This is a genomic window from Micromonospora sp. NPDC051300 (genome assembly GCF_044455315.1).
Classification (GTDB): Bacteria; Actinomycetota; Actinomycetes; order Mycobacteriales; family Micromonosporaceae; genus Micromonospora; species Micromonospora robiginosa.
The window spans coordinates 132,175-152,971 of sequence record NZ_JBITEP010000015.1; the positions used below are offsets into that span (position 1 = coordinate 132,175).

At 74.2% G+C, this 20,797-nt stretch carries 16 protein-coding genes; 4 read left to right on the forward strand and 12 right to left on the reverse strand.

Going from position 1 to position 20,797, the window contains the following annotated elements:
- Positions 1-117 precede the first annotated feature (117 nt).
- Both ACIA5A_RS18620 and ACIA5A_RS18625 read right to left on the reverse strand, forming a co-directional pair.
- Positions 118-1,251 (reverse strand): SigB/SigF/SigG family RNA polymerase sigma factor, encoded by a 1,134-nt coding sequence (locus ACIA5A_RS18620; RefSeq protein ID WP_396763434.1) that lies wholly within the window; start codon positions 1,249-1,251, stop codon positions 118-120.
- A 226-nt stretch (positions 1,252-1,477) separates the two neighbouring features.
- Complete coding sequence (locus tag ACIA5A_RS18625; protein ID WP_396763437.1) at positions 1,478-2,893, reverse strand: hypothetical protein; 1,416 nt, start codon at positions 2,891-2,893, stop codon at positions 1,478-1,480.
- Between the two features lie 160 nt (positions 2,894-3,053).
- Here ACIA5A_RS18625 and ACIA5A_RS18630 point away from each other — a divergent pair, with 160 nt between their 5' ends.
- Positions 3,054-3,260 carry a CDGSH iron-sulfur domain-containing protein gene (locus ACIA5A_RS18630; RefSeq protein WP_396763440.1) on the forward strand — a complete coding sequence of 69 codons (207 nt, stop codon included), beginning with the start codon at positions 3,054-3,056 and terminating at the stop codon, positions 3,258-3,260.
- Positions 3,261-3,346: 86 nt separating this feature from the next.
- Here the strand turns inward: ACIA5A_RS18630 and ACIA5A_RS18635 are convergent, their stop codons facing one another.
- Genes ACIA5A_RS18635 through ACIA5A_RS18645 form a run of 3 tightly spaced genes read right to left on the reverse strand, consistent with a single transcriptional unit; the run spans position 3,347 to position 7,323 of the window.
- A complete protein-coding gene (locus tag ACIA5A_RS18635) occupies positions 3,347-4,393 on the reverse strand; it encodes an iron-containing redox enzyme family protein (protein ID WP_396763443.1) in 1,047 nt (348 codons plus the stop codon).
- A gap of 55 nt (positions 4,394-4,448) precedes the next feature.
- Entirely contained in the window at positions 4,449-6,206 is a 1,758-nt protein-coding gene (locus ACIA5A_RS18640) for a thiamine pyrophosphate-binding protein (RefSeq protein ID WP_396763446.1), read from the reverse strand.
- Entirely contained in the window at positions 6,199-7,323 is a 1,125-nt protein-coding gene (locus ACIA5A_RS18645) for a Vms1/Ankzf1 family peptidyl-tRNA hydrolase (RefSeq protein ID WP_396763449.1), read from the reverse strand. The genes ACIA5A_RS18640 and ACIA5A_RS18645 overlap by 8 nt, the downstream gene beginning before the upstream one ends.
- 144 nt (positions 7,324-7,467) lie before the next feature.
- Between ACIA5A_RS18645 and ACIA5A_RS18650 the strand changes: the two genes are divergently transcribed.
- On the forward strand, positions 7,468-8,016 hold the full coding sequence (locus ACIA5A_RS18650) for a hypothetical protein (RefSeq protein ID WP_396763500.1): 549 nt from the start codon (positions 7,468-7,470) through the stop codon (positions 8,014-8,016).
- A gap of 47 nt (positions 8,017-8,063) precedes the next feature.
- Here ACIA5A_RS18650 and ACIA5A_RS18655 read toward each other — a convergent pair whose 3' ends face one another.
- Positions 8,064-8,411 carry a DUF3817 domain-containing protein gene (locus tag ACIA5A_RS18655; protein ID WP_396763452.1) on the reverse strand — a complete coding sequence of 116 codons (348 nt, stop codon included), beginning with the start codon at positions 8,409-8,411 and terminating at the stop codon, positions 8,064-8,066.
- Between the two features lie 223 nt (positions 8,412-8,634).
- Between ACIA5A_RS18655 and ACIA5A_RS18660 the strand changes: the two genes are divergently transcribed.
- Complete coding sequence (locus ACIA5A_RS18660) at positions 8,635-10,113, forward strand: glutamate--cysteine ligase (RefSeq protein ID WP_396763455.1); 1,479 nt, start codon at positions 8,635-8,637, stop codon at positions 10,111-10,113.
- A gap of 431 nt (positions 10,114-10,544) precedes the next feature.
- On the opposite strand, the gene ACIA5A_RS18665 is transcribed toward ACIA5A_RS18660, so the two are convergent.
- The 6 genes from ACIA5A_RS18665 to glgX all read right to left on the reverse strand — a co-directional run bounded on the left by ACIA5A_RS18665 (position 10,545) and on the right by glgX (position 18,890).
- Positions 10,545-11,153, reverse strand: a complete 609-nt coding sequence (locus ACIA5A_RS18665; RefSeq protein ID WP_396763457.1) for a DUF6518 family protein — start codon at positions 11,151-11,153, stop codon at positions 10,545-10,547.
- Positions 11,154-11,191: 38 nt separating this feature from the next.
- The gene (locus ACIA5A_RS18670; RefSeq protein WP_396763460.1) at positions 11,192-11,839 is read right to left on the reverse strand and encodes a maleylpyruvate isomerase family mycothiol-dependent enzyme; all 648 of its coding nucleotides are present in this window, start codon (positions 11,837-11,839) and stop codon (positions 11,192-11,194) included.
- 251 nt (positions 11,840-12,090) lie between these two features.
- The gene (locus tag ACIA5A_RS18675) at positions 12,091-12,474 is read right to left on the reverse strand and encodes a VOC family protein (protein WP_396763462.1); all 384 of its coding nucleotides are present in this window, start codon (positions 12,472-12,474) and stop codon (positions 12,091-12,093) included.
- 261 nt (positions 12,475-12,735) lie between these two features.
- Positions 12,736-14,469 (reverse strand): malto-oligosyltrehalose trehalohydrolase, encoded by a 1,734-nt coding sequence (treZ, locus tag ACIA5A_RS18680; RefSeq protein ID WP_396763465.1) that lies wholly within the window; start codon positions 14,467-14,469, stop codon positions 12,736-12,738.
- Positions 14,466-16,766: a malto-oligosyltrehalose synthase gene (gene treY / locus ACIA5A_RS18685; RefSeq protein WP_396763468.1), complete on the reverse strand. Its 2,301-nt coding sequence runs from the start codon at positions 16,764-16,766 to the stop codon at positions 14,466-14,468. The genes treZ and treY overlap by 4 nt, the downstream gene beginning before the upstream one ends.
- Before the next feature lie 3 nt (positions 16,767-16,769).
- A complete protein-coding gene (gene glgX / locus ACIA5A_RS18690; protein ID WP_396763471.1) occupies positions 16,770-18,890 on the reverse strand; it encodes a glycogen debranching protein GlgX in 2,121 nt (706 codons plus the stop codon).
- Positions 18,891-19,181: 291 nt separating this feature from the next.
- Between glgX and ACIA5A_RS18695 the strand changes: the two genes are divergently transcribed.
- A complete protein-coding gene (locus ACIA5A_RS18695) occupies positions 19,182-20,579 on the forward strand; it encodes a glycosyltransferase family 4 protein (RefSeq protein ID WP_396763474.1) in 1,398 nt (465 codons plus the stop codon).
- Positions 20,580-20,797 lie beyond the last annotated feature (218 nt).

Below are 20,797 nucleotides of genomic sequence, written 5' to 3' on the forward strand. Positions count from 1 at the left end.
CCCGCTACCGCCCGCGGCAATCGGGGGGGCCCCGGCTAACCCCCGCCCCCCCCGCCGCCGGGCCCGGGGCGCCGGCCGCCCGCCGCGCGGCCGCCGGGCGCGCGGCGGATCGGTGGCTCAGTCGGCGGCGGGCAGGCCGGCGGCGGCGAGCGAGCGGCGTACCGCCGGCTGCACCCGGGTGAGCCGCAGCGGCACCCCGGTCCGGGCGGCGGCGTCCCGGCCGGCCATCAGCGCGGCGATCCCGCCGGCGTCGAAGCCGCCGGCGCCCACCAGGTCGACCACCACCTCGCGGGGCTGCCCGGTGACCGCCTCCAGCACCGCACGGCGCAACTGGTCGGCCCCGGCCCGGTCGATCTCGCCGCCGACCTCCACGACCACCCGGTCGCCGTTCTGCCGCACCGAGATGCGGGTCTTGGCCGGCTCGGTCTCGGCGGCGCCGTTCTGCCACGGCGGCGGCGCCTCGGCCAGCATCGCCTGGCGCAGCCAGGTCAGTGCCCGGGACAGCAGCCGGGACACGTGCATCTGCGAGATGCCGAACCGGGCGGCGATCTCCGCCTGGGTCTGGTTGCCGTAGAAGCGCATCGCGAGGATCCGCCGCTCCCGCCAGGGCAGCCGGTGCAGCAGGCCGCTGACCGTGACCCGGTCGTCGACCGACTCCAGCGCGTTGTCGGACTCACCGACCAGGTCGCCGAACTCGGCCGAGCTCTCCCCGCCCACCGGCGCGTTCAGCGACGCCGGGCTGTAGCCGGCGGCCGACTCCAGCGCGGCGAGGATCTCCTCCTCCGGTGTCTCCAGCCGTTCGGCCAGCTCGGCCACCGAGGGCGCCCGGGACAGCTCGCTGGTCAGCGTCGCCGTCGCCTGCCCCACCTCGAGGATCAGGTCACGCAGCCGGCGCGGCACGTGCACGCCCCAGGTGCGGTCGCGGAAGTGCCGTTTGATCTCGCCGACGATGGTGATCGCCGCGTACGCGGTGAACGAGCCGCGCTCCGGGTCGTACCTGTCGACGGCGTTGACCAGGCCGAGGCGGGCCACCTGCTCCAGGTCCTCCAGCGGCTCCCCACGGCCCCGGTAGCGACGGGCCAGCCGGCCGGCGAACGGCAACGCGAAACGGACCAGATCGTCGCGCGCCTCCTGCCGCCGCTCGGGTGGCAGCCCCTCGATCCGGGCCGCGTACGCGAGCGCCGCCGCGTCGAGGTCCTCCAGACCCCGGTCGGTGGTCGGTGGTGTGGGTGTGGCGGTCTGTCCGAACATCCGCGCCTCCCTCGCCGAAGGGTCCCCCGCCCGGTCGGAAACCGGTCGTGCGCGTGGTCGGACCACGCACCGGGTGAGGAAGTTGGGTTACGTGACGGGTTACGTCGAGAGCGGTGGCTGCCCGCCGCGCGGCGTCGTGGGCCGGTGCACGGCGAGCGGTCTTCCCGCTCCGTAGGTACTCAATCACGGACCGTAGGATCGCGAGGATGTTTCGCCAGGTTGCCGGTCAGCAGACCAGGAGCCCCTGGTGGGCGCCGGCGTCCCGGAGCGCGGCGAGGGCCTCGGCCATCGCGAGCGGCGGCGGCGCGGGCAGGTCGCAGGGCTGGTTACGCAACACCTCCGTGGCACGTCGGGTCGGGACCGAGGCGACCGGGTAGCCGCGGGCCGCGCCCCGGTCCAGCGCCCGCCGCCGGCGTCCGAACGCGGCCACCGCCAGCCACTGCGGCAGGCCGGCGAGCGCGGGCGAGCGCAGTCCGGGCGGCTCCGGCAGCACGTCCACCGAGCTGAACGGCTCGCTGCCGGCGAGCCACCACTCGACGCCCTCCACCCGGCGGCGGGTGGCGTTCTCGCACCAGTAGGGCACCAGGCCGGCGCGCAGCACCTGCCCCGGGTCGAGCAGCCGGCCGCACTCCACCACCAGCCGGTCCCCGGTCTTGCCGGCCCGGCGCAGCCAGCGCCGGTAGAGGTCGGCGGTGGCCGCGCTCAACGCGTCCGGCTGCGGGACGACCACCCGGTGCAGCGGGTGCCCGTGCCCGTCGCAGCACTCCCGCGCGGCGTGCTCGAAACCGGACTCGACGCCGTGTTCGGCGAACGCCGCCGACACGGTGACCTCCGGGGCGCGCCAGCGCGTCTCGTCGCCGCCGGCGGCACGCAGCACGTGGCGAAGCGCGTGGGCGTCCGGGTGGAAGTCGACCGGGTCGAGACCGCTGCCCGGACAACCGGCCTGGAAGCTGTGCCCGTCACCGTCGTCCCGGACCGGCCACGTGCGCGCGTCGTGCAACAGCAGCACCGGCGCCGCCGGCTCCAGCCGGTCGGCCAGGAACCGCGCGTACGCCATCGGCAGCGTCCGCCAGCGGGCGGTGAGCGTCACGGTGGCGGCGGCCGTCACGCCGCGGCTGGCCGGGCAGTGCACCTGGCGGACGTGCACCCGGGGGTTGCCGGCGAGCAGCCGCCCGGCCAGCGCCGCCCCGTGGTCGAGCGCGGCGTCGGGACGGTCCACCGCACCCCGGCCCCAGCGCGCGGTAAGGTCGAACCCGGCGGGCAGCCAGGGCACGCCGAGCGCCACCGCGAGGTGGGCCGCCGCGCCGTGCGGCGAACCGAGCACCGCCCCCGGCCAGCGCCGGTCCGGGTACTGGTCGACGAACCAGCCGGCCACCCGTTCGGCGTCGACGCGGCCGACCTGCGCGGCGGTCAGCGCGGCCCGGCCGGCGGCGCGGCTCGCGGCGGCGCGGCGGACCGGATCGGGCGTGCCGGGAAGGCGGGTCACCGACCCCGGGTGGCCGAGGTCGCCGCAGTCGTCGCCGCGCAGCGCTCGGGCCGTCGCGGCGACCAGGGTACGGGCGGCGCTGCCCGCCGCCACCACCCGCTCGCCGGGCAGCCCGGCGTCCTCCGCCGGGCCCCGTCCGCCTCGTTCGCTCACCACGCGGCCCGGCTTCCCGTCCCTCTGGGGTCTAAACGGGGCATCTCCCCACGGCGCGGACCAACGCCCGGTCGGGTGCCGTCACGCCGCTGAGCCGCCCTCACGGGCGCAACGGCGCGGCGGAGCGGGTTTGGGCCCGGGCGGGACGGGCACTGCACGGCGCATGCCCGACGACGAGAGCACCCCGGCGGCGACCATCACCCCGTACCGGGACGGACCGCTGCTGGTGCGCGGCGACTTCGCGCTCGTCACGCCCGAGGGCGAGCCGATCGAACGACGCCCGGGCACGGTCGCGCTGTGCCGGTGCGGCAAGAGCGCGATCAAGCCGTTCTGCGACGGCACGCATAAGATCGCCGGCTTCCGGAGTTAAGGAGGGGCCCCTTCTTAACGCCTCCGGTATGGCAGGGGGCCCCGCTTAACGCCGTCCGGCACTCACACGGGCGACGCGTGCGGCGCTCACGCGGCGGCGAGGGCCCGCTCGGGTGCGCGCAGCGAGGACCGGCCGGCGGTCCAGGCGGACAGCACGTGCTCGGCGAAGACGCGGTCCACCGCCAGCCCGGCGGCCGCCCCGAACAGCACGTCGGCGGCCAGCGCCGGCTCCGCGCGGACCAGCCCGCCGCACAGGTCGTACGCGGCGATCTGCTCGTGCACCGCGTCGGCCTCCACGTGCTCGTCGTAGAACCGGGTGGCCACCGCGTCGAAGCCCAGCCGGCGCAGCCCGTTGCCGTAGCGGCGGTTCGGCAGCGACGAGGTCATCTCGTAGCCGGCCAGGTGCCCGAGCAGCGCCCCGCGCAGCCGGCGGTGCAGCCCGAACAACGACATCAGGTTGTTCACCGCCAGCGTCACCGCCGGCACCCGGTCCAGGTGGACGGCGTAGCCGCTGTCCAGCCCGAGCCGGTCCATGGTGGTGCGGAACAGCTCCGCGTGCATCCGATCCAGCCGGCCGTTGCCGTACTCGTCCATCTGGATCTCCACCAGCGCCGCCTTCGCCGGCCCGCCGAGCCGGGGCAACGCCCAACTGTGCGGGTCGGCCTCGCGCAGGTGGTAGATCGAGCGGTGGGTGACGAACTCGCGGAACTGGTCGAGGTCGGCTCGGCGTTGCAGGGTGGCGGCGAGCGGCGGGCCGTCGTCGGCAGCCACCACGTCGGCGAGCGTCGCCGGCAGCGCGGCGGGCAGCACGGCCGGCTGCGGGCCGGCGAGCCGCCGCAGTTCCGCCTCGAACGGGCGCTCGGCCCGGGCCCGCAGCGCCAGCAGCGACGGCTCCCACTCCCACTCCTCGGCGACGTCCCGCCAGCCCCGGTAGTGCAGCTCGTAGCAGAGGAAGAGGGTGAGCTGGAGATCCTCGTCGGTCACCGGCGCGGCCACCGTGGCGAACCCGTCGCCCAGCCCGGCCGGCAACTCGCCGGGCGACCCGCGCAGCGCGGCCAGCAGCGCGGCGGAGACCGGTCCGCGCGCCGCCGGCAGCGGGGCGGGGCCGTGACGACGATCGGTGGTGGTGGACAAGCGGGACCTCCCGGGGCTGTCGAACGCCTGTTCGCAGTGCCCCAGCCGGGTCCGGCTAAACGAGGTCCTCCGCCGCGATGGCCTCGGTCTGGATCACCCGCTCCCGGACCCGCCGGGCCGCGTCGCCGTCGGCCACCAGGACGCGGAGGTCGGCCAGCGCCGGCTCGGGCACGTCCAGCGGCACCGCCGGGTCCACCACCGCCTCCAGCACGCTGGGCCGGTCCGCCGCGAGCACCTCGTCCCAGGCCGCGCCGACCAGGTCCGGCCGGTCCACCCGGACGCCGTGCAGGCCGAGCAGCCGCGCCCAACCGGCGTACGGCACGTCGGGTCGCCGGTCCAGCGGCGCGCCGGGCGGACGGCCGCCACCCACGCCGGACTGGTCCCGGTTGTTCAGCACCAGCACGACCAGCCGGGGATCCGGCCAGTCGGTCCAGTGGTGTGCCACGGTGATCAGCTCGGCCAGGCCGTTGAGCTGCATCGCCCCGTCACCGAGCAGCGCGAGCACCGGCTGGTCCGGGTGGGCCAGCTTGGCCGCCACCGCGTACGGCAGGGCGCAGCCCATCGAGCCGAGCGTGCCGCAGAGCCGCGCCTGCACGCCGGGCGGCAGGTCCAGGTGCCGGGCGTACCAGTAGGTGACCGAGCCGACGTCGACCGCGACCGCCGCGCGCTGCGGCAGCCGGGCGGACAGCTCGCGGAGCACCAGTTGCGGGTTGATCGGCTCGGCCGGGGCGGCGGCGCGTTCGGCGGCGGCCGTCCGCCACCGGTCCACCATGGCCTCCACCATGCCGCGCCACTGCTGGTTGGGCCGCTCCGGCACCCGGGCCAGCAGCGCCCGCAACGTCTCGGCGGTGTCGCCGACGAGCGGCACGTCGACCGGGTACCGGGTGCCGATCCGCCGGCCGTCGATGTCGATCTGCACGGTCCGCACCTGCCCCGGCAGCGGGAACCAGTCGGTCCACGGGTCGTTCGTGCCGACCATCAGCAGCGTGTCGCAGCCGCCCATGAGCTGCGCGGCGGCGGTGGTGCCGACCTCGCCGAGCACGCCGGTGTGGAACGGCAGCCGCTCGTCCAGCACCGGCTTGCCGAGCAGCGACGTGGCCACGCCCGCGCCGAGCCGGTCGGCGAGCGCGACGATCTCGTCGGCCGCGCCGTGCGCCCCCTGGCCGACCAGCAGCGCCACCCGGTGGCCGGCGCCGAGCAGCGAGGCGGCGGCGTCCAGGTCGGCGTCGTGCGGCAACACCCGGGCCAGCGGCTCGCCGGGCGTGGCGGTGACCACGCCGGCGGTCTGCGGCAGCAGGCCCGGCACGGCCGTCACCTGCAACGCGCGGGGCAGCACCACGCAGGTCGGGCTGCGCGTCGCCGCCGCGGTGCGGAACGCCTGGTCCAGCAGCGTCGGCACCTGTTGCGGGCTGCGCCCGTAGCGGACGAACTGGTTGCACACGTCGCCGAAGAGGCGGCTCAGCCCGATCTCCTCGTGCGCGCCGCCGAGCGGGCCGCTGACGTCCTCGCCGATGATCGCCACCACCGGCTTGCTGTCCAGCTTGGCGTCGTAGAGGCCGTTGAGCAGGTGCACCGCGCTCGGGCCCTGGGTGGCCAGGCACACCCCGATGCCGCCGGTGAACTTGGCGTGGCCGGTGGCCATGTAGGCGGCGGTCTCCTCGTGCCGGGCCGGCACGAACGCCGGGTCGCCGCCCGCGTCGTCGAGCGCGGCCAGCAGCGGGGCGAGCGCCGCGCCGGGGTAGCCGAAGGCCCGCGGCACCCGCCAGGCCCGCAGGCGTTCGACCACCAGATCGGCGACGGTACGGTCAGCCATCGCCCCGCCCCGGGGTGCCCGCGTCGACGTAGCGCAGCACCGCGCCGACCCCGTCGGTCAGCTCCGGCGCCTCCTCCGGCGCGAGCACGGTCAGCTCCGCGTCGGTGCCGATCAGCGCGCGCAGCAGCGCCGCGTCGGCGCGTACCTTCTGCGGGTCGGCCACCGACATGTCCGCGAGCTGCGCCGGGTCGGTGGCGATCTCGGTCGGCTCGGGGCCGACCCACAGCTCGCCGTCGGCGGACGCGTCGTCGACGAGCAGCATGGTGTCCACCTGGTTGCGTTGCAGCGCGGCGACGACCGCGTCGAGGCCCGCGCCGACGTCCTCCTGCACGCCGAAGCGGTCCAGCGCGGCGGCGATCCGCCGGTCGGCGACCTCGGCGACGGTCTGCACGGTGAGGTCGTCCATCAGCGTGTCGTCGGCGCCGCCGGCACGCGCCCCGGCGTCCGTGCGGACCAGCACGTCCTGCCAGCGCTCCGGCAGCTGGGCGGCGATCATGCCGGTGGCCCGGATGTCGCCGGCCACCACGACCACGTCGGCGCCGACGCGCTCGGCCAGGTCGGCGGTGGCCGCGGCGGCGTCGCCGGCGTTGTGGTGCCAGGCCTCCATGGCGGCGCGCTGGTAGCGCGACTGCGACCAGCCGCCCGGCTGCACCCGGCGCAACTGCCGGCTCTCCCGGCCCGTGACGTGGGCGCGCCGGGGCACGCCGCCGGCGCTGACCGCGACCGCGTCCGCGCCGGTGCGGTCGGCCAGCACCCGCACCCAGGCGACCTGCTCGCCGCGCTGGGCGACGAGCGGCATGGTGTGCGGCAGCGCGGCCCAGGTGGCCAGGTCGCGCAGCGGCGGCGCGGAGAGGTACTCGGTGAGCACCACCCGACCCCGACTGGCGAAGACCGCGATGCCGTAGTCGCCGGGCATCGGCTCGTGCCGGCGGACGACCTCCTCCACCGCCTCGACGGTGACCTGGTCGGCGCCCTGGGCCAACAGGTCACCCTTGAGCGCCCGCCAGCGCAGGTCGACCTGCGGGCGGGAGTCGTGGGTGTCCCGGGAGGCGTCCAGATAGACCGAGCACCACGGCCCGGGACGGTCGTAGAGCGGGCGCAGGAAGGACAGCTGCATGCTCGACCCCTTTCCGGCTCGGCCGCACGCATACCCGGCCCCCGGCCGTTGTCACCTGCGTCCCGCGCCGGGGCGTGACCGCCGTTCATTCACGTCGTTCAACCCGAAGGATCGATACCATCTGTGCACGCAACGGAACTCTCGGTGGTGAACATGGACACGGACCTGCACATCCGACGCCCGGCGCATCCGACCGAACGCGTCGTCACCGGACGCCTGGTCCGGCTGATGGAGGGCTACGCCCGGGAGGTACGCGTGGGCCAGCCGGTGCTGGTCACGGTGCTGACCGCCGCCGGCGTGGTGGGGCTGCTGCTGCGGGTGGTCCGCGCGTTGCTCAGCAGCGGCGGCGGGGGCGCGAAGCGCAGCTTCAAGGACCTGAAGAAGGGCCCGGAGTTCCTGGTCACCCCGGTGCGGGTGCGCGACGCCACGGACCGGCTGGTCGAGGTGGAGCTGCACGGGCACCTGCCGCAGAGCGCGCTGCACCCGGGCGACCACGTGCAGCTCACGCTGCGCGCGCAACGCGACGCCGACCTGCCGCCCCGGATCGAGCGGATCGTCAACCTGACCACCGGGCAGTTGCTCACCCCGCGCACCGCGACGCTCTGGTCGCACCTGGGGCCGGCGTTGCTGCTCCAGGCGCTGGTCGGCGCGCTGCTCGTGCTCGCCGTGGCCGCCTGCTCCGCGCTGACGTGAAAGGCGGGGCCCCCTGTTAACGCCTTCGGTATAGGCGGGGCCCCCTGTTAACCGCCGACGCCGGTGAGCGTGCGGTCGGCGAAAGCCGGGGCGGGGGCGTCGAGGAGGCCGCGGCGGCGCGCCCAGCGCTCGAACAGCACGGTGGCGAACGGCGGCACGGCACTGGCCAGCGCCAGCCCGGTCTGCACCAGCGACCAGCGGCGGCGCCGGGCCACCACGAGGACCAGCAGCCCGTACGCCACGAAGAGCCCGCCGTGGATCGGGCCGAACACCTGCACGCCGATCTCGTCGCGCGGCGGTCCGTACTTGACCGCCATGCCGGCCAGCAGCGCCGCCCACGAGCACGCCTCGGCGATCGCCGCCACCACGAACGCCCGGACCCAGCCGTCACGCATCCCGCATCCCCCTGTCGAAGCCGGCGGCCATGGTAGCCGCCCCGGCTGTGGCCAGGTGTTAAAAGGGGGCCCCGCCTGTGCAGGAGGCGTTAAGCGGGGGCCCCTCCTTAACCCTCGAAGGGTGAGGGAAGGCGTTTCTGGGTACAGGAAAGGTCCTTCGGGCCTTTCCTGACCGGCGGCTTCGTGCCAGGTTGGGAGAACCAACGGTGACAAGGCGGTGACCATGGGCGAGGACGTCGGCGCGCGCACCTTCAGCCGGGAGGATCGGGCCCGCTACCGGGAGAAGGTCCGGCGGTGCCTGGACGTCTTCGCCGAGATGCTGCGCGAGTCGCGGTTCGACGTGGAGCGGCCGATGACCGGCCTGGAGATCGAGCTGAACCTGGTCGACGACAGCTTCGACCCGGCCATGCGCAACGCCGACGCGCTGGAGGCGATCGCCGACGAGGCGTTCCAGACCGAGCTGGGCCGGTTCAACGTGGAGATCAACGTGGCGCCGCGCCGGCTGGCCGGGACCGGCACCGCCCAGTTCGAGGAGCACGTGCGGGCCAGCCTGAACGCGGCCGAGCAGAAGGCCCGCACGGTCGGCGCGCACATGGTGATGATCGGCATCCTGCCGACGTTGCGCCCGGAGCACCTGACCGCCGAGACGCTCTCCACCAATCCGCGCTACGCGCTGCTCAACGAGCAGATCCTCGCCGCCCGCGGTGAGGACCTGCCGATCGCGATCAGCGGGGTGGAGCGGCTGGCCACCACCGCCGACAGCATCACGCCGGAGGCGGCCTGCACCAGCACCCAGTTCCACCTCCAGGTCAGCCCGGCGCAGTTCGCCGACTACTGGAACGCCGCCCAGGTGGTCGCCGGGATCCAGGTGGCGCTCGGCGCGAACTCCCCGCTGTTCTTCGGCCGGGAGCTGTGGCGCGAGACCCGCGTCCCGCTGTTCCAGCAGGCCACCGACACCCGGGCGGAGGAGATCAAGGCCCAGGGGGTACGCCCGCGGGTGTGGTTCGGGGAACGCTGGATCACCTCGGTGTTCGACCTGTTCGAGGAGAACGTGCGCTACTTCCCGGCGCTGCTGCCGGTGTGCGACCCGGAGGATCCGGCGGCCACGCTGGCCAGCGGCGGCGTGCCGAAGCTCGCCGAGCTGCGCCTGCACAACGGCACCATCTACCGCTGGAACCGCCCGGTCTACGACGTGCTGCGCGGCCGGCCGCACCTGCGGGTGGAGAACCGGGTGCTGCCGGCCGGCCCGACCGTGCTGGACACGGTCGCCAACGGCGCGTTCTACTTCGGCCTGGTCCGGGCGCTGGCCGAGTCGGACCGTCCGCTCTGGTCGCAGATGTCGTTCAGCGCGGCCGAGGAGAACTTCACCGCCTGCTCCCGGCACGGCATCGAGGCCCAGGTGTTCTGGCCGGCGTTGGGCTACCTGCCGGTGACCGAGCTGGTGCTTCGCCGGCTGCTGCCGCTGGCCCACCACGGGTTGGACCGGTGGGGCCTGGACCCGGCCGAGCGGGACCGGCTGCTCGGCATCATCGAGCAGCGCTGCCTGACCGGCCGCAACGGGGCGACCTGGCAGGTGGAGACGCTGCACCGGCTGGAGTCCGCCGACCACCTGGACCGGCCGGCGGCGCTGCGCGAGGTGGTCCGCCACTACGTCGACCTGATGCACAGCAACCGCCCGGTGCACGAATGGCCGATCCCCTAGCGCGCTCCGTTCCCCCGGCACGGCGGTGGGCCGGCGTACCCCGGTGGGTCCGGGTCGTCGTGTTCGCCTACGGCGGCGTCTTCGCCTACGGCGGCGTCGTGCATGTCGGCGACCTGCTCGGCGTCCGGCCGGGTGGTCCGGACCCGTCCACCCCAGCCTGGCTGTCGCTCCACTTCATCTCGCTGACCGTCCTCGATCCGCTCGTAGCGGCGCTGCTGGCGCTGCGACGGATCGAGGGGCTCGCGCTCGGGTGCGTGGTGCTCGCCACCGACGCGGCCGCCAACGGGTACGCCAACCATGCGCTGGACGCAACGCCGGGGATCACGCCGGGGCGCGTCGGACAGGCGGTGATCACGCTGCTCGCGGCAGGTCTCGTCGCGGCGACGCCGAGGGTCGCGCCCTGGCTGCGCCGCCCCACGCCCACGCGGTGGTCAGCCGCCGACAGCGGTGAACGTGAACGTGCCGACGACCGCCAGTGGGAGCGCCACGGCCGCGGCGAGCAGTCGCACCCGCAGGGTGCGGCCGACCAGCTCCAGCAGCAACGCGGCGAGGCCGAGGTCGATGGCCACGTTCCACCACGCGCCCGGATAGCCGGTGCGGGTCCGACCGGCGAACCGCAGCGCCTCCTCGACGAAGACGGCCACCGGTAGCGCGACGGCCACCACACACTGCCACCCGGACATGCGCGACCAGACGCCGGCGACGCCGAACACCACGCCCGCGAGCACGCCGGACGCCATCCAGAGCAGCGAGGTCGGTGCCACGATCACGGCAAGGTCGTCGCCTTGGAGCAGCGCCGCCGCCAGGTAGTAGCTCGGCACGGCGACGACCAGGAGCACCGTGGCGGCCACGGCGGCCCGCAGTGCGCCCGTCCGGATCCACCAGCCGAGCGTGAAGGCGGCGACCGCCCAGGTGGCGGTGGAGTTGCCCAGCTCGGCGAACGGGTACGGCACCCACTTGATCCAGACGAAGTCGAGGACGCCGAGCAGGAAGCCGGCGACCGGGGCAACGAGCGCCAGGGTGCGAGGTACGGGTGGCATGACGAGAAGCATACTCAGTATGCAATCACGCGATGCGGTCAGGCGGGCGTGCAGCGCTCCCGCAAGGTGGGCACACCGGGCCCGGTGAGGTCGTCGCAGTAGGCGGCCCGTCCGGCCATCGCCATGGTCAACGCCAGCGTGGTGCCACGGACCAGCGGGCCGTCCCCAGTGCTGAAGGGCCCGTCGGTCGCCTCCACCCGCAGCCCCGCGATCGCGGTTCGCCCCGACACGGTGAAATCCCGCCCGGCGAAGAAGCGGGCGACCGGCGTGACGGCCCCGACCGGCGGCGTACGGCCGAGGCCGAGCGGGCGGCGGATGTCCTGAGCGTGCACGATCACCTCGCCGAGCCATGCCTCGGTCGGGCCGAACGTCGACGTGGTGCTGCCGATGACGCGACGGAACCGGTCGAGGGTCTCCGCCGGGTCGGTGCCCCGGCGCTCGGCCAGCCGGCGGTCGTTGTGCCGGTCGAAGTCGAAGCGGGCGGCCAGCACGCTGGCCAGCCAGCCGATCCGGCCGACGCTCGCCGCCGCGGTCAGGTGGGCGACCACCTCCTCCACGGTCCACCGGCCGCACAGCGACCGCTGCGCCCACTGCACCGCGTCGAGCCCGACCAGGTCGTCGGCGAGGGCGGCCCGCTCGGCGTGGGCGAGCGCCCACAGGTCGTCGCGGGACAGCGTGTCGGACATGCCAGCCTCCAAGGGGTCGAGCCGTCCCCGATAGGACCGCGCCCCGGCCCCGGACTCATCGGCGCGGCGGTCAGCGGGTCAGGCCGACGAGCGTCGCCAGGCGGGCCACACCGGACCTCGGCCGGCGCGACGCCATCTGCCTCCACCACCGCCCGGCCGGCTCCGCGCAGATCACCCATCTGGAGGTACGCCCGGGCGACGTCCAGCAGGTAGGCGCTCCGACACTCGACCGCACCGGCGGGTGCCCGACGTCAGAGGGCCGTCGCGGCGCGGTCGGAGTCGCTGCGCAGCACGCAGAACTCGTTGCCCTCGGGGTCGGCGAGGACCGCCCATCCGGAGCCGTCCGGGTTCCGGTGGTCGGCGACGAACGTGGCGCCGAGGCCCAGCAGCCGCTCGACCTCCCGGTCTCGTGATGTCTCGGGGCGGAGGCACAGGTGAATCCGGTTCTTGACCTGCTTGGGCTCGGGCACCTGGTTGAAGTAGAGGACCGGGCCGTCCGTCAGCGCCACCTGAGTCTCCCGGTCACCGGGCCCGTCCTCCGGGTGCAGCGGACGGCCGGTCACCTCGCTCCAGAATCGGGCCAACCGGTAGGCGTCCGCACAGTCGATCGCCACGTTCTGCACCACCGAAACCATGCGCGCCAGCCTCCCCGATCGTGCCCACTGGACGCCACGCTACGTGAGTCGTGTCCGACGTCAGCTCGACAGGTGATGGAACGGAACGCGGCGGGTGCCCGCCCCGTCGCGACACACCCATGACGTTCCACCCACCGAACTGCCGAGCGCCGAGTGGAGCGTGGTGGGTGTCTGCAGGGCCGCGAAGCACCTATGGCGTTCCACCCACCGAACTTTTCGGCGGTGAGTGGAACGCAGTGGGTGCCTGCGGGACGGAGGGGGTCAGAGCGAGACGATCGCCGCGCTCTCCGCAGGCAGTTGGAGGCCGTCGCGCATCACCGAGACCCCCTCGGCGGTCGCCAGCAACACCCGGCGCACCACCCCGGGCAGGTTGACCCGCTGCGGCCGGTCGGCCAGGTTGGCCACCACGAGCGTGTCGCCGCGCCGCACCACCAGGAACTGGTCGCCGTGGCGCACCTCGACCCGGTGCAGCCGGGGGTCCGACAGGTCGGGCCGCGACCTGCGCAGCGCGATCAGCCGGCGGTGGAACTCGTACATCTCCCGGTGTTCGGGTTTGTCCAGCTCCGCCCAGTCGAGCCGGGACCGCAGGAAGGTCTGCGGGTCCTGCGGGTCGGGCACGTCGTCGGTGGCCCAGCCGTGCGCGGCGAACTCGCGCCGCCGGCCGGTGGCGACCGCGACGGCCAGCTCCGGCTCCGGGTGGCTGGTGAAGAACTGCCACGGCGTGGTCGCGGCCCACTCCTCCCCCATGAACAGCATCGGGGTGAACGGCGCGGTCAGCAGCAGCGTGGCGCCGACCCGCAGCATCCCGTTCGAGAGCGTGGCGGAGATCCGGTCGCCGGTGGCCCGGTTGCCGATCTGGTCGTGGTTCTGCAGGTAGGCGACGAACCGGTGCCCGGGCGTGCGCTGCCTGTCGACCGGGCGACCGTGGCTGCGGTTACGGAAGCTGGACCAGGTGCCGGCGTGGAAGAACGCGCCGGTCAGCACGTCGGCGAGGCACTCCAGCGAGCCGAAGTCGCCGTAGTAGCCCTGCCGCTCGCCGGTGAGCAGCGTGTGCAGCGCGTGGTGGGCGTCGTCGTTCCACTGCGCGTGCAGGCCGTAGCCGCCGGCCTCCCGGGAGGTGATCAGCGTCGGGTCGTTCAGGTCGGACTCGGCGATCAGCGACAGCGGCCGGCCCAGCGCGGTCGACAGCGACTCGACCTCGACCGCCACCTCCTCCAGCCAGTGGGTGGCCCGGCCGTCCGGCATGGCGTGCACGGCGTCCAGCCGCAGCCCGTCGACGTGGTAGTCGCGCAGCCACATCAGCACGCTGTCGACGATGTAGCGGCGCACCCCGTCGGAGTGCGGGCCGTCCAGGTTGACCGTGCGGCCCCAGGTGTTGCTCTGCTCGGTGAGGTAGGGCGCGAACCGCGGCGCGTAGGCCCCGGAGGGCCCGAAATGGTTGTAGACGACGTCGAGGATCACCCCCAGGCCCTTGGCGTGGGCGGCGTCCACGAACCGTTTCAGGCCGTCCGGCCCGCCGTAGGGCTCGTGCGGGGCATACCAGCAGACCCCGTCGTAGCCCCAGTTGTGCTCGCCGTTGAACGCGTTGACCGGCAACAGCTCGACCAGGTCGACACCGAGGTCGACCAGGTGGTCGAGCTTGGCGATCGCCGCGTCGAACGTGCCCTCCGGGGTGAACGTGCCGACGTGCAGCTCGTAGAGGACGCTGCCGGGCAGTTGCCGGCCGGTCCAGGCGCTGTCGGTCCAGGCGAACGCCGCGTGGTCGTAGACCCGGCTCGGGCCGTGCACCCCGGCCGGCTGCCAGGCCGAGCGGGGGTCGGGCAGCGCCTGGTCGTCGTCGTCGAGCAGGAACGCGTAGTCGGTGCCCGGCCCGGCGTCGGGCGCCTCCACCCGCCACCAGCCGTCCCGGCCGGGACGCATGTCGTGGTCGGCCTCGCCGGGCAGGCGCAGGCGGACCCGGGCGGCCTCGGGCGCCCACACCGTGAACTCGGTCATGCGGCGGCCTCCACTGGGTCGGTGGGTGCGAGGAGGGCGACGGGATAGGTGCCCAGCAGATCGTCCAGGAGCACCTCGTCCCCACTGTAGACCCGACCGGTGAACACGTCGGTCACACCATGAACGGGAAGTGACAGGGTCGTGTCCCGCCAGCCGCCGTCGCGGGCCAGCCGCAGCGGCAGCCGGGTCGCCACCGCGATTGCCCCACCCCGGTCGAACGCCACCGCGTGCGCGCCGGCCGGGCCGTGCGCCGGCACCGGCCGGTAACCGGCGAACAGCTCCGGGTGGTCGCGGCGCAGCCGCAGCGTGCGGGAGACCACGAGCAGCTTGGCCGCGCCGTCGGCGTCCACCGCCGGCTGCCAGCCGGCATCGAGCCGGGCCAGCACGTCCCGGCGTACGGCGAAGTCGACCGGGCGGCGGTTGTCCGGGTCGACCAGCGAGTTCTCCCACAGCTCGGTGCCCTGGTAGGTGTCCGGCACGCCGGGCATGGCGAGCTGGACCAGCTTCTGCCCGAGCGCGTTGGACCAGCCGGCCGGGGTGATCTCGTCGGCGAACGCGGTGAGCTGGGCGTGCAGCTCCGGGTCGTCGTACATCCGGTCGACCAGGGCGTGCAGCTCGTGCTCGAAGGCCGGGTCGGGGTCGGCCCAGCTCGTGCTCACCGACGCCTCCCGGGCGGCCTTCTCGGCGTACCCGTGCAGCCGGTCCCGCTCGACCGGCCAGGCCCCGACGGCGGTCTGCCAGAGCAGGTGGGCCAGCGCGGGGTCGGCAAGCGGCGCCCGGGACATCCAGTCCCCGACCCGCTCGGCCCAGCGCCCGGGAATCTCGCTGAGCACCGCGAGCCGGGCCCGGACGTCCTCGCCGCGCTTGGTGTCGTGGGTGGAGAGCGTGGTCATGCTCGCCGGCCAGCGCACGTGCCGGGCGGTGGCGAAGCGGTGCAGCTCGGCCGGCGGCACGCCGAAGTGCGCCGGGCTGCCGCCCACCTCGTTGAGCGCGACGAACCGACTCCACCGGTAGTAGGCGGTGTCCTCGACGCCCTTGGCCATCACCGCGCCGGTCAGTTGCGGGAACCGGGCGGCCAGCTCGTGCTCCGGGTCGCGCAGCCGGGCGGTGACCTGGTCCAGCACGCCGGTCAGGTCGGGGCGGCGCCGGCCGGCCTCACTGCGCGCGGCGGCCAGGTGCCGGACGCCCTCGGGCGGGTAGCCCCGGTAGACCGGGAAGCAGGCGGCCAGCTCGGCGAGCGCGGCGCGGACCTGCTCGCCGGGCAGCTCCGGCACGAGCGCGGCGAGACGGGTCAGCTCGGCGGCGAGCAGCCGGGTGGCGGCCTCCAGCTTGGTGGCGTGGGTCAGGTCCTCCCACGAGGTGTGCCGGCCGGTCACCCGGCCGTCGAGCGCGGTGAGGTCCGGCTCGGCGTCCGGGTCCACGAAGAGCCCGCAGACCGCGGCCAGGGCGTCGTAGCCGGTGGTGCCGTCGACCGGCCAGTCCGGCAGGTCCTCGCCGTACTCCAGGATCTTCTCCACCACCAGCCAGCGTCCCGGCGCGGCGGCGCGCAACCGGGCCAGGTAGCCGGCCGGGTCGCGCAGGCCGTCCGGGTGGTCCACCCGGATGCCGTCGACGTCCCCGGCGTCGACCCAGCGCAGGACCTCCGCGTGGGTGGCGTCGAAGACCTCCGGGTCCTCCACCCGCAGGCCGGCCAGGTCGGAGACGGCGAAGAACCGGCGGTACGTCAGCTCGGTGTCGCCGCGCCGCCAGTCCACCAGCTCGTAGTGCTGCCTGTCGTGCACCTGCCGCGGCGTCCCGTCGCCGGTGCCGTCGGCGACCGGGAAGCGGTGCTCGTGGTAGCGCAGCTCCCCGTCGACCAGCTTGAGGTCGTCCAGCGCGTCCGGGGCGTCGGCGAGCACCGGCAGCAGCAGCCGGCCGCGGTCCCAGTCGATGTCGAACCAGCTCGCGTACGCCGAGTCGCGCCCCCGGCGCAGCACGTCCCACCAGGCCGGGTTGGCCGCCGGCCGGGCCACCCCGGCGTGGTTCGGCACGATATCCACGACCAGGCCCAGCCCGGCCGCGCGCAGCGCCCGGACCAGCCGCTGCCGGGCCGCCTCGCCGCCCAGCTCCGGGTTGACCGCGCGGTGGTCGACCACGTCGTAGCCGTGCGACGAGCCGGGGGTGGCGGTGAGCAGCGGCGCGGTGTAGAGGTGGGTGACGCCGAGCGCGGCCAGGTAGTTGGTCAGCTCGGCGGTGGCGTCCAGGTCGAAGCCGGGGCGCACCTGCACGCGGTAGGTGGAGCGAGGGGTGTCGGGCATGGATCAGGCCGTCCTCTCCAGGACCAGCAGCGAGCGGTCCGGTACGCAGACCGTGCCACCCGCCTCGACGAGCGTCGTCTTCTCCGGATCCGGCTCCGCGGTGCTGATCACCAGCTCCCACCGGGGGCCGAACTCCTCGCCGGGCAGCGTGAAGTCCAGCGCCGCGTCGTGCGCGTTGAACAGCAGCAGGAAGGAGCTGTCCCGGTGGCGCTGGCCGTACTGGCCGCGCTCCGGGATGCCGTCGCCGTTGACGAACAGGGCCACCGAGCGGCCGAAGTCGTTGCCCCAGTCCTCGCCGGTCATCTCCCGGCCGTCCGGGGTGTACCAGGCCAGGTCGGGCAGGCCGGAGCCGGCGGTCCGGCCACCGACCGGCAGGCCGGTGAAGAACCGCCGGCGGCGGAACACCTGGTGCCGGTTGCGGAAGTCGGTGAGCCGTCGCACGAACGCGAGCAGCTCCTCGTCGGCCCGGTCCCAGTCCACCCAGGCCAGCTCGCTGTCCTGGCAGTAGGCGTTGTTGTTGCCGCGCTGGGTGCGGCCCAGCTCGTCGCCGTGCCCGAGCATCGGCACGCCCTGGGACAGGATCAGCGTGGCCAGGAAGTTGCGCCGCTGCCGGGCGCGCAGCGCCAGCACCCCGGCGTCCTCGGTGTCGCCCTCGACGCCGCAGTTCCAGGAGCGGTTGTGGCTCTCGCCGTCCCGGTTCTCCTCGCCGTTGGCCTCGTTGTGCTTGTCGTTGTAGGAGACCAGGTCGGTGAGCGTGAACCCGTCGTGGCAGGTGACGAAGTTGATGCTGTGGAACGGCCGGCGGCCGTCGTCCTGGTAGAGGTCGGCGGAGCCGGAGATGCGGGAGGCGAACTCGGCGAGCGTGGCCGGCTCGCCGCGCCAGAAGTCGCGCACGGTGTCGCGGTACTTCCCGTTCCACTCGGTCCACTGCGGCGGGAAGTTGCCCACCTGGTAGCCGCCGGGGCCGATGTCCCACGGCTCGGCGATCAGCTTGACCCGGCCCACCACCGGGTCCTGCTGCACCACCTCGAAGAACGTGGAGAGGCGGTCCACCTCGTAGAACTCCCGGGCCAGCGTGGCGGCCAGGTCGAAGCGGAAGCCGTCGACGTGCATCTCGGTGACCCAGTAGCGCAGCGAATCCATGATCAGTTGCAGCGAGTGCGGGCTGCGCACGTTGAGGCTGTTGCCGGTGCCGGTGTAGTCGACGAAGTAGCGCCGGTCCTCCTCCGACAACCGGTAGTAGCTCGGCGTGTCGATGCCCTTGAAGCTCAGCGACGGGCCGAGGTGGTTGCCCTCGGCGGTGTGGTTGTAGACCACGTCGAGGATGACCTCGATGCCGGCCGCGTGCAGCGCCTTGACCATGCCGCGGAACTCCTGCACCTGCTGGCCGAGGCGGCCCAGCGCGGAGTAGCCGTGGTGCGGGGCGAAGAAGCCGATCGTGTTGTAGCCCCAGTAGTTGCGCAGCCCCAGGTCGACCAGGCGGTGGTCGTGCACGAACTCGTGCACCGGCATCAGCTCGACCGCGGTCACGCCGAGCCGCTGGAAGTGCTCGATCATCACCGGCGAGGCGATCCCCGCGTACGTGCCGCGCAGCTCCTCCGGGATGTCCGGGTGCCGCATGGTCAGCCCGCGCACGTGCGCCTCGTAGATCACCGAGTGGTGGTAGGGCGTGCGCGGCGGCTTGTCGTTGCCCCAGTCGAAGTACGGGTTCACCACCACCGACTTCGGCATGAACGGCGCCGAGTCGGCGGTGTTCATCCGGTCCGGGTCGCCGCCCACCTCGTAGTCGTAGACCGCCGGGTCCCAGGAGACCTCGCCGTCGACCGCCTTCGCGTACGGGTCGAGCAGCAGCTTGTGCGGGTTGCAGCGCACCCCGTTGGCGGGGTCCCACGGCCCGTGCACCCGGAAGCCGTAGCGCTGACCCGGCTCCACGCCGGGGATGTAGGCGTGCCAGACGTACGCGTCGACCTCGCGCAGCTCCACCCGGCGCTCGGTGCCGATGTCCCACTCGTCGAAGAGGCAGAGCTCGACCTTCTCCGCCACCTCGGAGAAGATCGCGAAGTTGGTGCCCATCCCGTCGTAGGTGGCGCCGAGGGGGTAGCTGTCGCCCGGCCAGACCTGCATGTCGCTCCTTCGGGCCCATGATCGTGAGCGCACCGGACGGGTGGCCGGCGCGCACGCCGTTGATGCCCCGGCGTACCCCCGGCCAATCCCTGTCGTTCGGACGGTAACCGACGGATGCGGGTGTCGTCCGTCACGATCGTCGCATTCGAGATGCGCGTTCGCGCCGGATGCACTTTCCTTGAGCGCGGATGCGCGCCCGCGCGTTCCCCCCGGCCAGTTCGGCCACCCTCACCGCTGCTTCCCGCCGCCACCGCTGCCGGCGTGTCCCCCCATGCATGGACGGAGATCGACGTGACCTCTCTGCGGGTCGGCGCGCAGACCGCCACCGCGACGGACCGGCTCCACCGGCCCACTCTCACCTCCCGCCCCACCGCGCCGCCGCAGTCGGGCGGCGCGCCCCGGAGCCGGCGCATCCTGATGCTGTCGTGGGAGTACCCGCCGGTGCTCGTCGGTGGCCTCGGCCGCCACGTGCACGCGCTCTCCGTCGCTCTGGCCGCCGCCGGGCACGAGGTCACCGTCGTCACCCGGCACGCCGAGGGCGCGCCGCTGGAGGAGTACGCCGACGGCGTGCGGATCGTCCGCGCCGCCGAGGACCCGGTCACGTTCCCGCTCGCCACCGGCTCGCTGCTGGCCTGGACCATGGCGTTCAACCACACGCTCACCCGGGCCGCGCTGCGCGCCGCCCAGTCCGGCGGCTACGACGTGATCCACGCCCACGACTGGCTGGTCGCGCACACCGCGATGACGCTGCGCGAGCACCTGGACGTGCCGCTGGTGACCACGGTCCACGCCACCGAGGCCGGCCGGCACCAGGGCTGGCTGCCGGAGGAGATGAACCGCACCATCCACGGCGTCGAGCACTGGCTGGCCGGCGAGTCCGGCCGGGTCGTCGTCTGCTCCGGCTACATGCGCGACGAGGTCGGCGCGCTGTTCGACGTGCCGTCGTCCCGGGTCGACGTGGTCCCCAACGGCGTCGAGCCGCACCGCTGGCGGGTGCCCGCCTCGGCGGTCGCCGCCGCCCGGGCCCGCTTCGCCGGCGACGGCCCACTCGTCACGTTCGCCGGCCGGCTGGTCTACGAGAAGGGCGTGCAGCACCTGCTGGCCGCCCTGCCCCGGCTGCGCGAGCGGCACCCCGGGCTGCGCGCGGTGATCGTCGGCGACGGGCCGTACAAGGCGGAGCTGGAGGCCGAGGCGCACCGGCTCGGGCTGGGCGGCACGGTCAGCATGCCCGGTTTCCTCGGCGGCACCGACCTGCCCGCCGTGATGGCCGCCTCGGACTGCTTCGTGGTGCCCAGCATCTACGAGCCGTTCGGCATGGTCGCGCTGGAGGGGGCCGCCGCGGGCGCGCCGCTGGCGGTGTCGCGTACCGGTGGGCTGGCCGAGATCGTCGAGCCGGGCGTGACCGGGACGACGTTCGCGCCGCACGACCCGGACGGGCTCGCCGAGGCGGTGCACGCGCTGCTCGCCGACACCGACCGGGCGCGCGCGCTGGCCCGCCGGGCCCGTGCCCTGGTGCACGAGAAGTACGGCTGGTCGGCCATCGCGTCCCGCACCGCCGCCGCGTACGCCGCCGCCATCGCCGGCGACCCGGCGTTCACCGCCGCGCGCGCCGAGCAGCGGATGGCCACCGGCCACACCCTGCCCGCCCTGCCCCCGGGGAATCTGCTGGCCGCCGCCGGCCTGAGGTGAAAGGAGGGGCCCCCTGTTAACGCCTGCGGTATAGCAGGGGCCCCCGCTTAACACCCCGCCTCCGGCGCATCGCGACAGGCCGCCGACCCGAGTTCGGGTCGGCGGCCTGTCACGTGCGTCGTCGTTAAGAGGTCCTAACTTAATGATGTTGGGCGTAACCGACTGGACGTGAGGGTCGTTTCGTCTGAACGTGAGGAGGGGTGAGCAGCCGCCGTGGA

Excerpts from the sequence above, each read along its gene's own strand:
- ACIA5A_RS18620 (WP_396763434.1), bottom strand. The coding sequence starts at position 1,251 with ATGTTCGGACAGACCGCCACACCCACACCACCGACCACCGACCGGGGT.
- ACIA5A_RS18630 (WP_396763440.1), top strand. The coding sequence starts at position 3,054 with ATGCCCGACGACGAGAGCACCCCGGCGGCGACCATCACCCCGTACCGG.
- ACIA5A_RS18640 (WP_396763446.1), bottom strand. The coding sequence starts at position 6,206 with ATGGCTGACCGTACCGTCGCCGATCTGGTGGTCGAACGCCTGCGGGCC.
- ACIA5A_RS18645 (WP_396763449.1), bottom strand. The coding sequence starts at position 7,323 with ATGCAGCTGTCCTTCCTGCGCCCGCTCTACGACCGTCCCGGGCCGTGG.
- ACIA5A_RS18655 (WP_396763452.1), bottom strand. The coding sequence starts at position 8,411 with ATGCGTGACGGCTGGGTCCGGGCGTTCGTGGTGGCGGCGATCGCCGAG.
- ACIA5A_RS18660 (WP_396763455.1), top strand. The coding sequence starts at position 8,635 with ATGGGCGAGGACGTCGGCGCGCGCACCTTCAGCCGGGAGGATCGGGCC.
- ACIA5A_RS18665 (WP_396763457.1), bottom strand. The coding sequence starts at position 11,153 with ATGCCACCCGTACCTCGCACCCTGGCGCTCGTTGCCCCGGTCGCCGGC.
- ACIA5A_RS18670 (WP_396763460.1), bottom strand. The coding sequence starts at position 11,839 with ATGTCCGACACGCTGTCCCGCGACGACCTGTGGGCGCTCGCCCACGCC.
- ACIA5A_RS18675 (WP_396763462.1), bottom strand. The coding sequence starts at position 12,474 with ATGGTTTCGGTGGTGCAGAACGTGGCGATCGACTGTGCGGACGCCTAC.
- treZ (WP_396763465.1), bottom strand. The coding sequence starts at position 14,469 with ATGACCGAGTTCACGGTGTGGGCGCCCGAGGCCGCCCGGGTCCGCCTG.
- treY (WP_396763468.1), bottom strand. The coding sequence starts at position 16,766 with ATGCCCGACACCCCTCGCTCCACCTACCGCGTGCAGGTGCGCCCCGGC.
- glgX (WP_396763471.1), bottom strand. The coding sequence starts at position 18,890 with ATGCAGGTCTGGCCGGGCGACAGCTACCCCCTCGGCGCCACCTACGAC.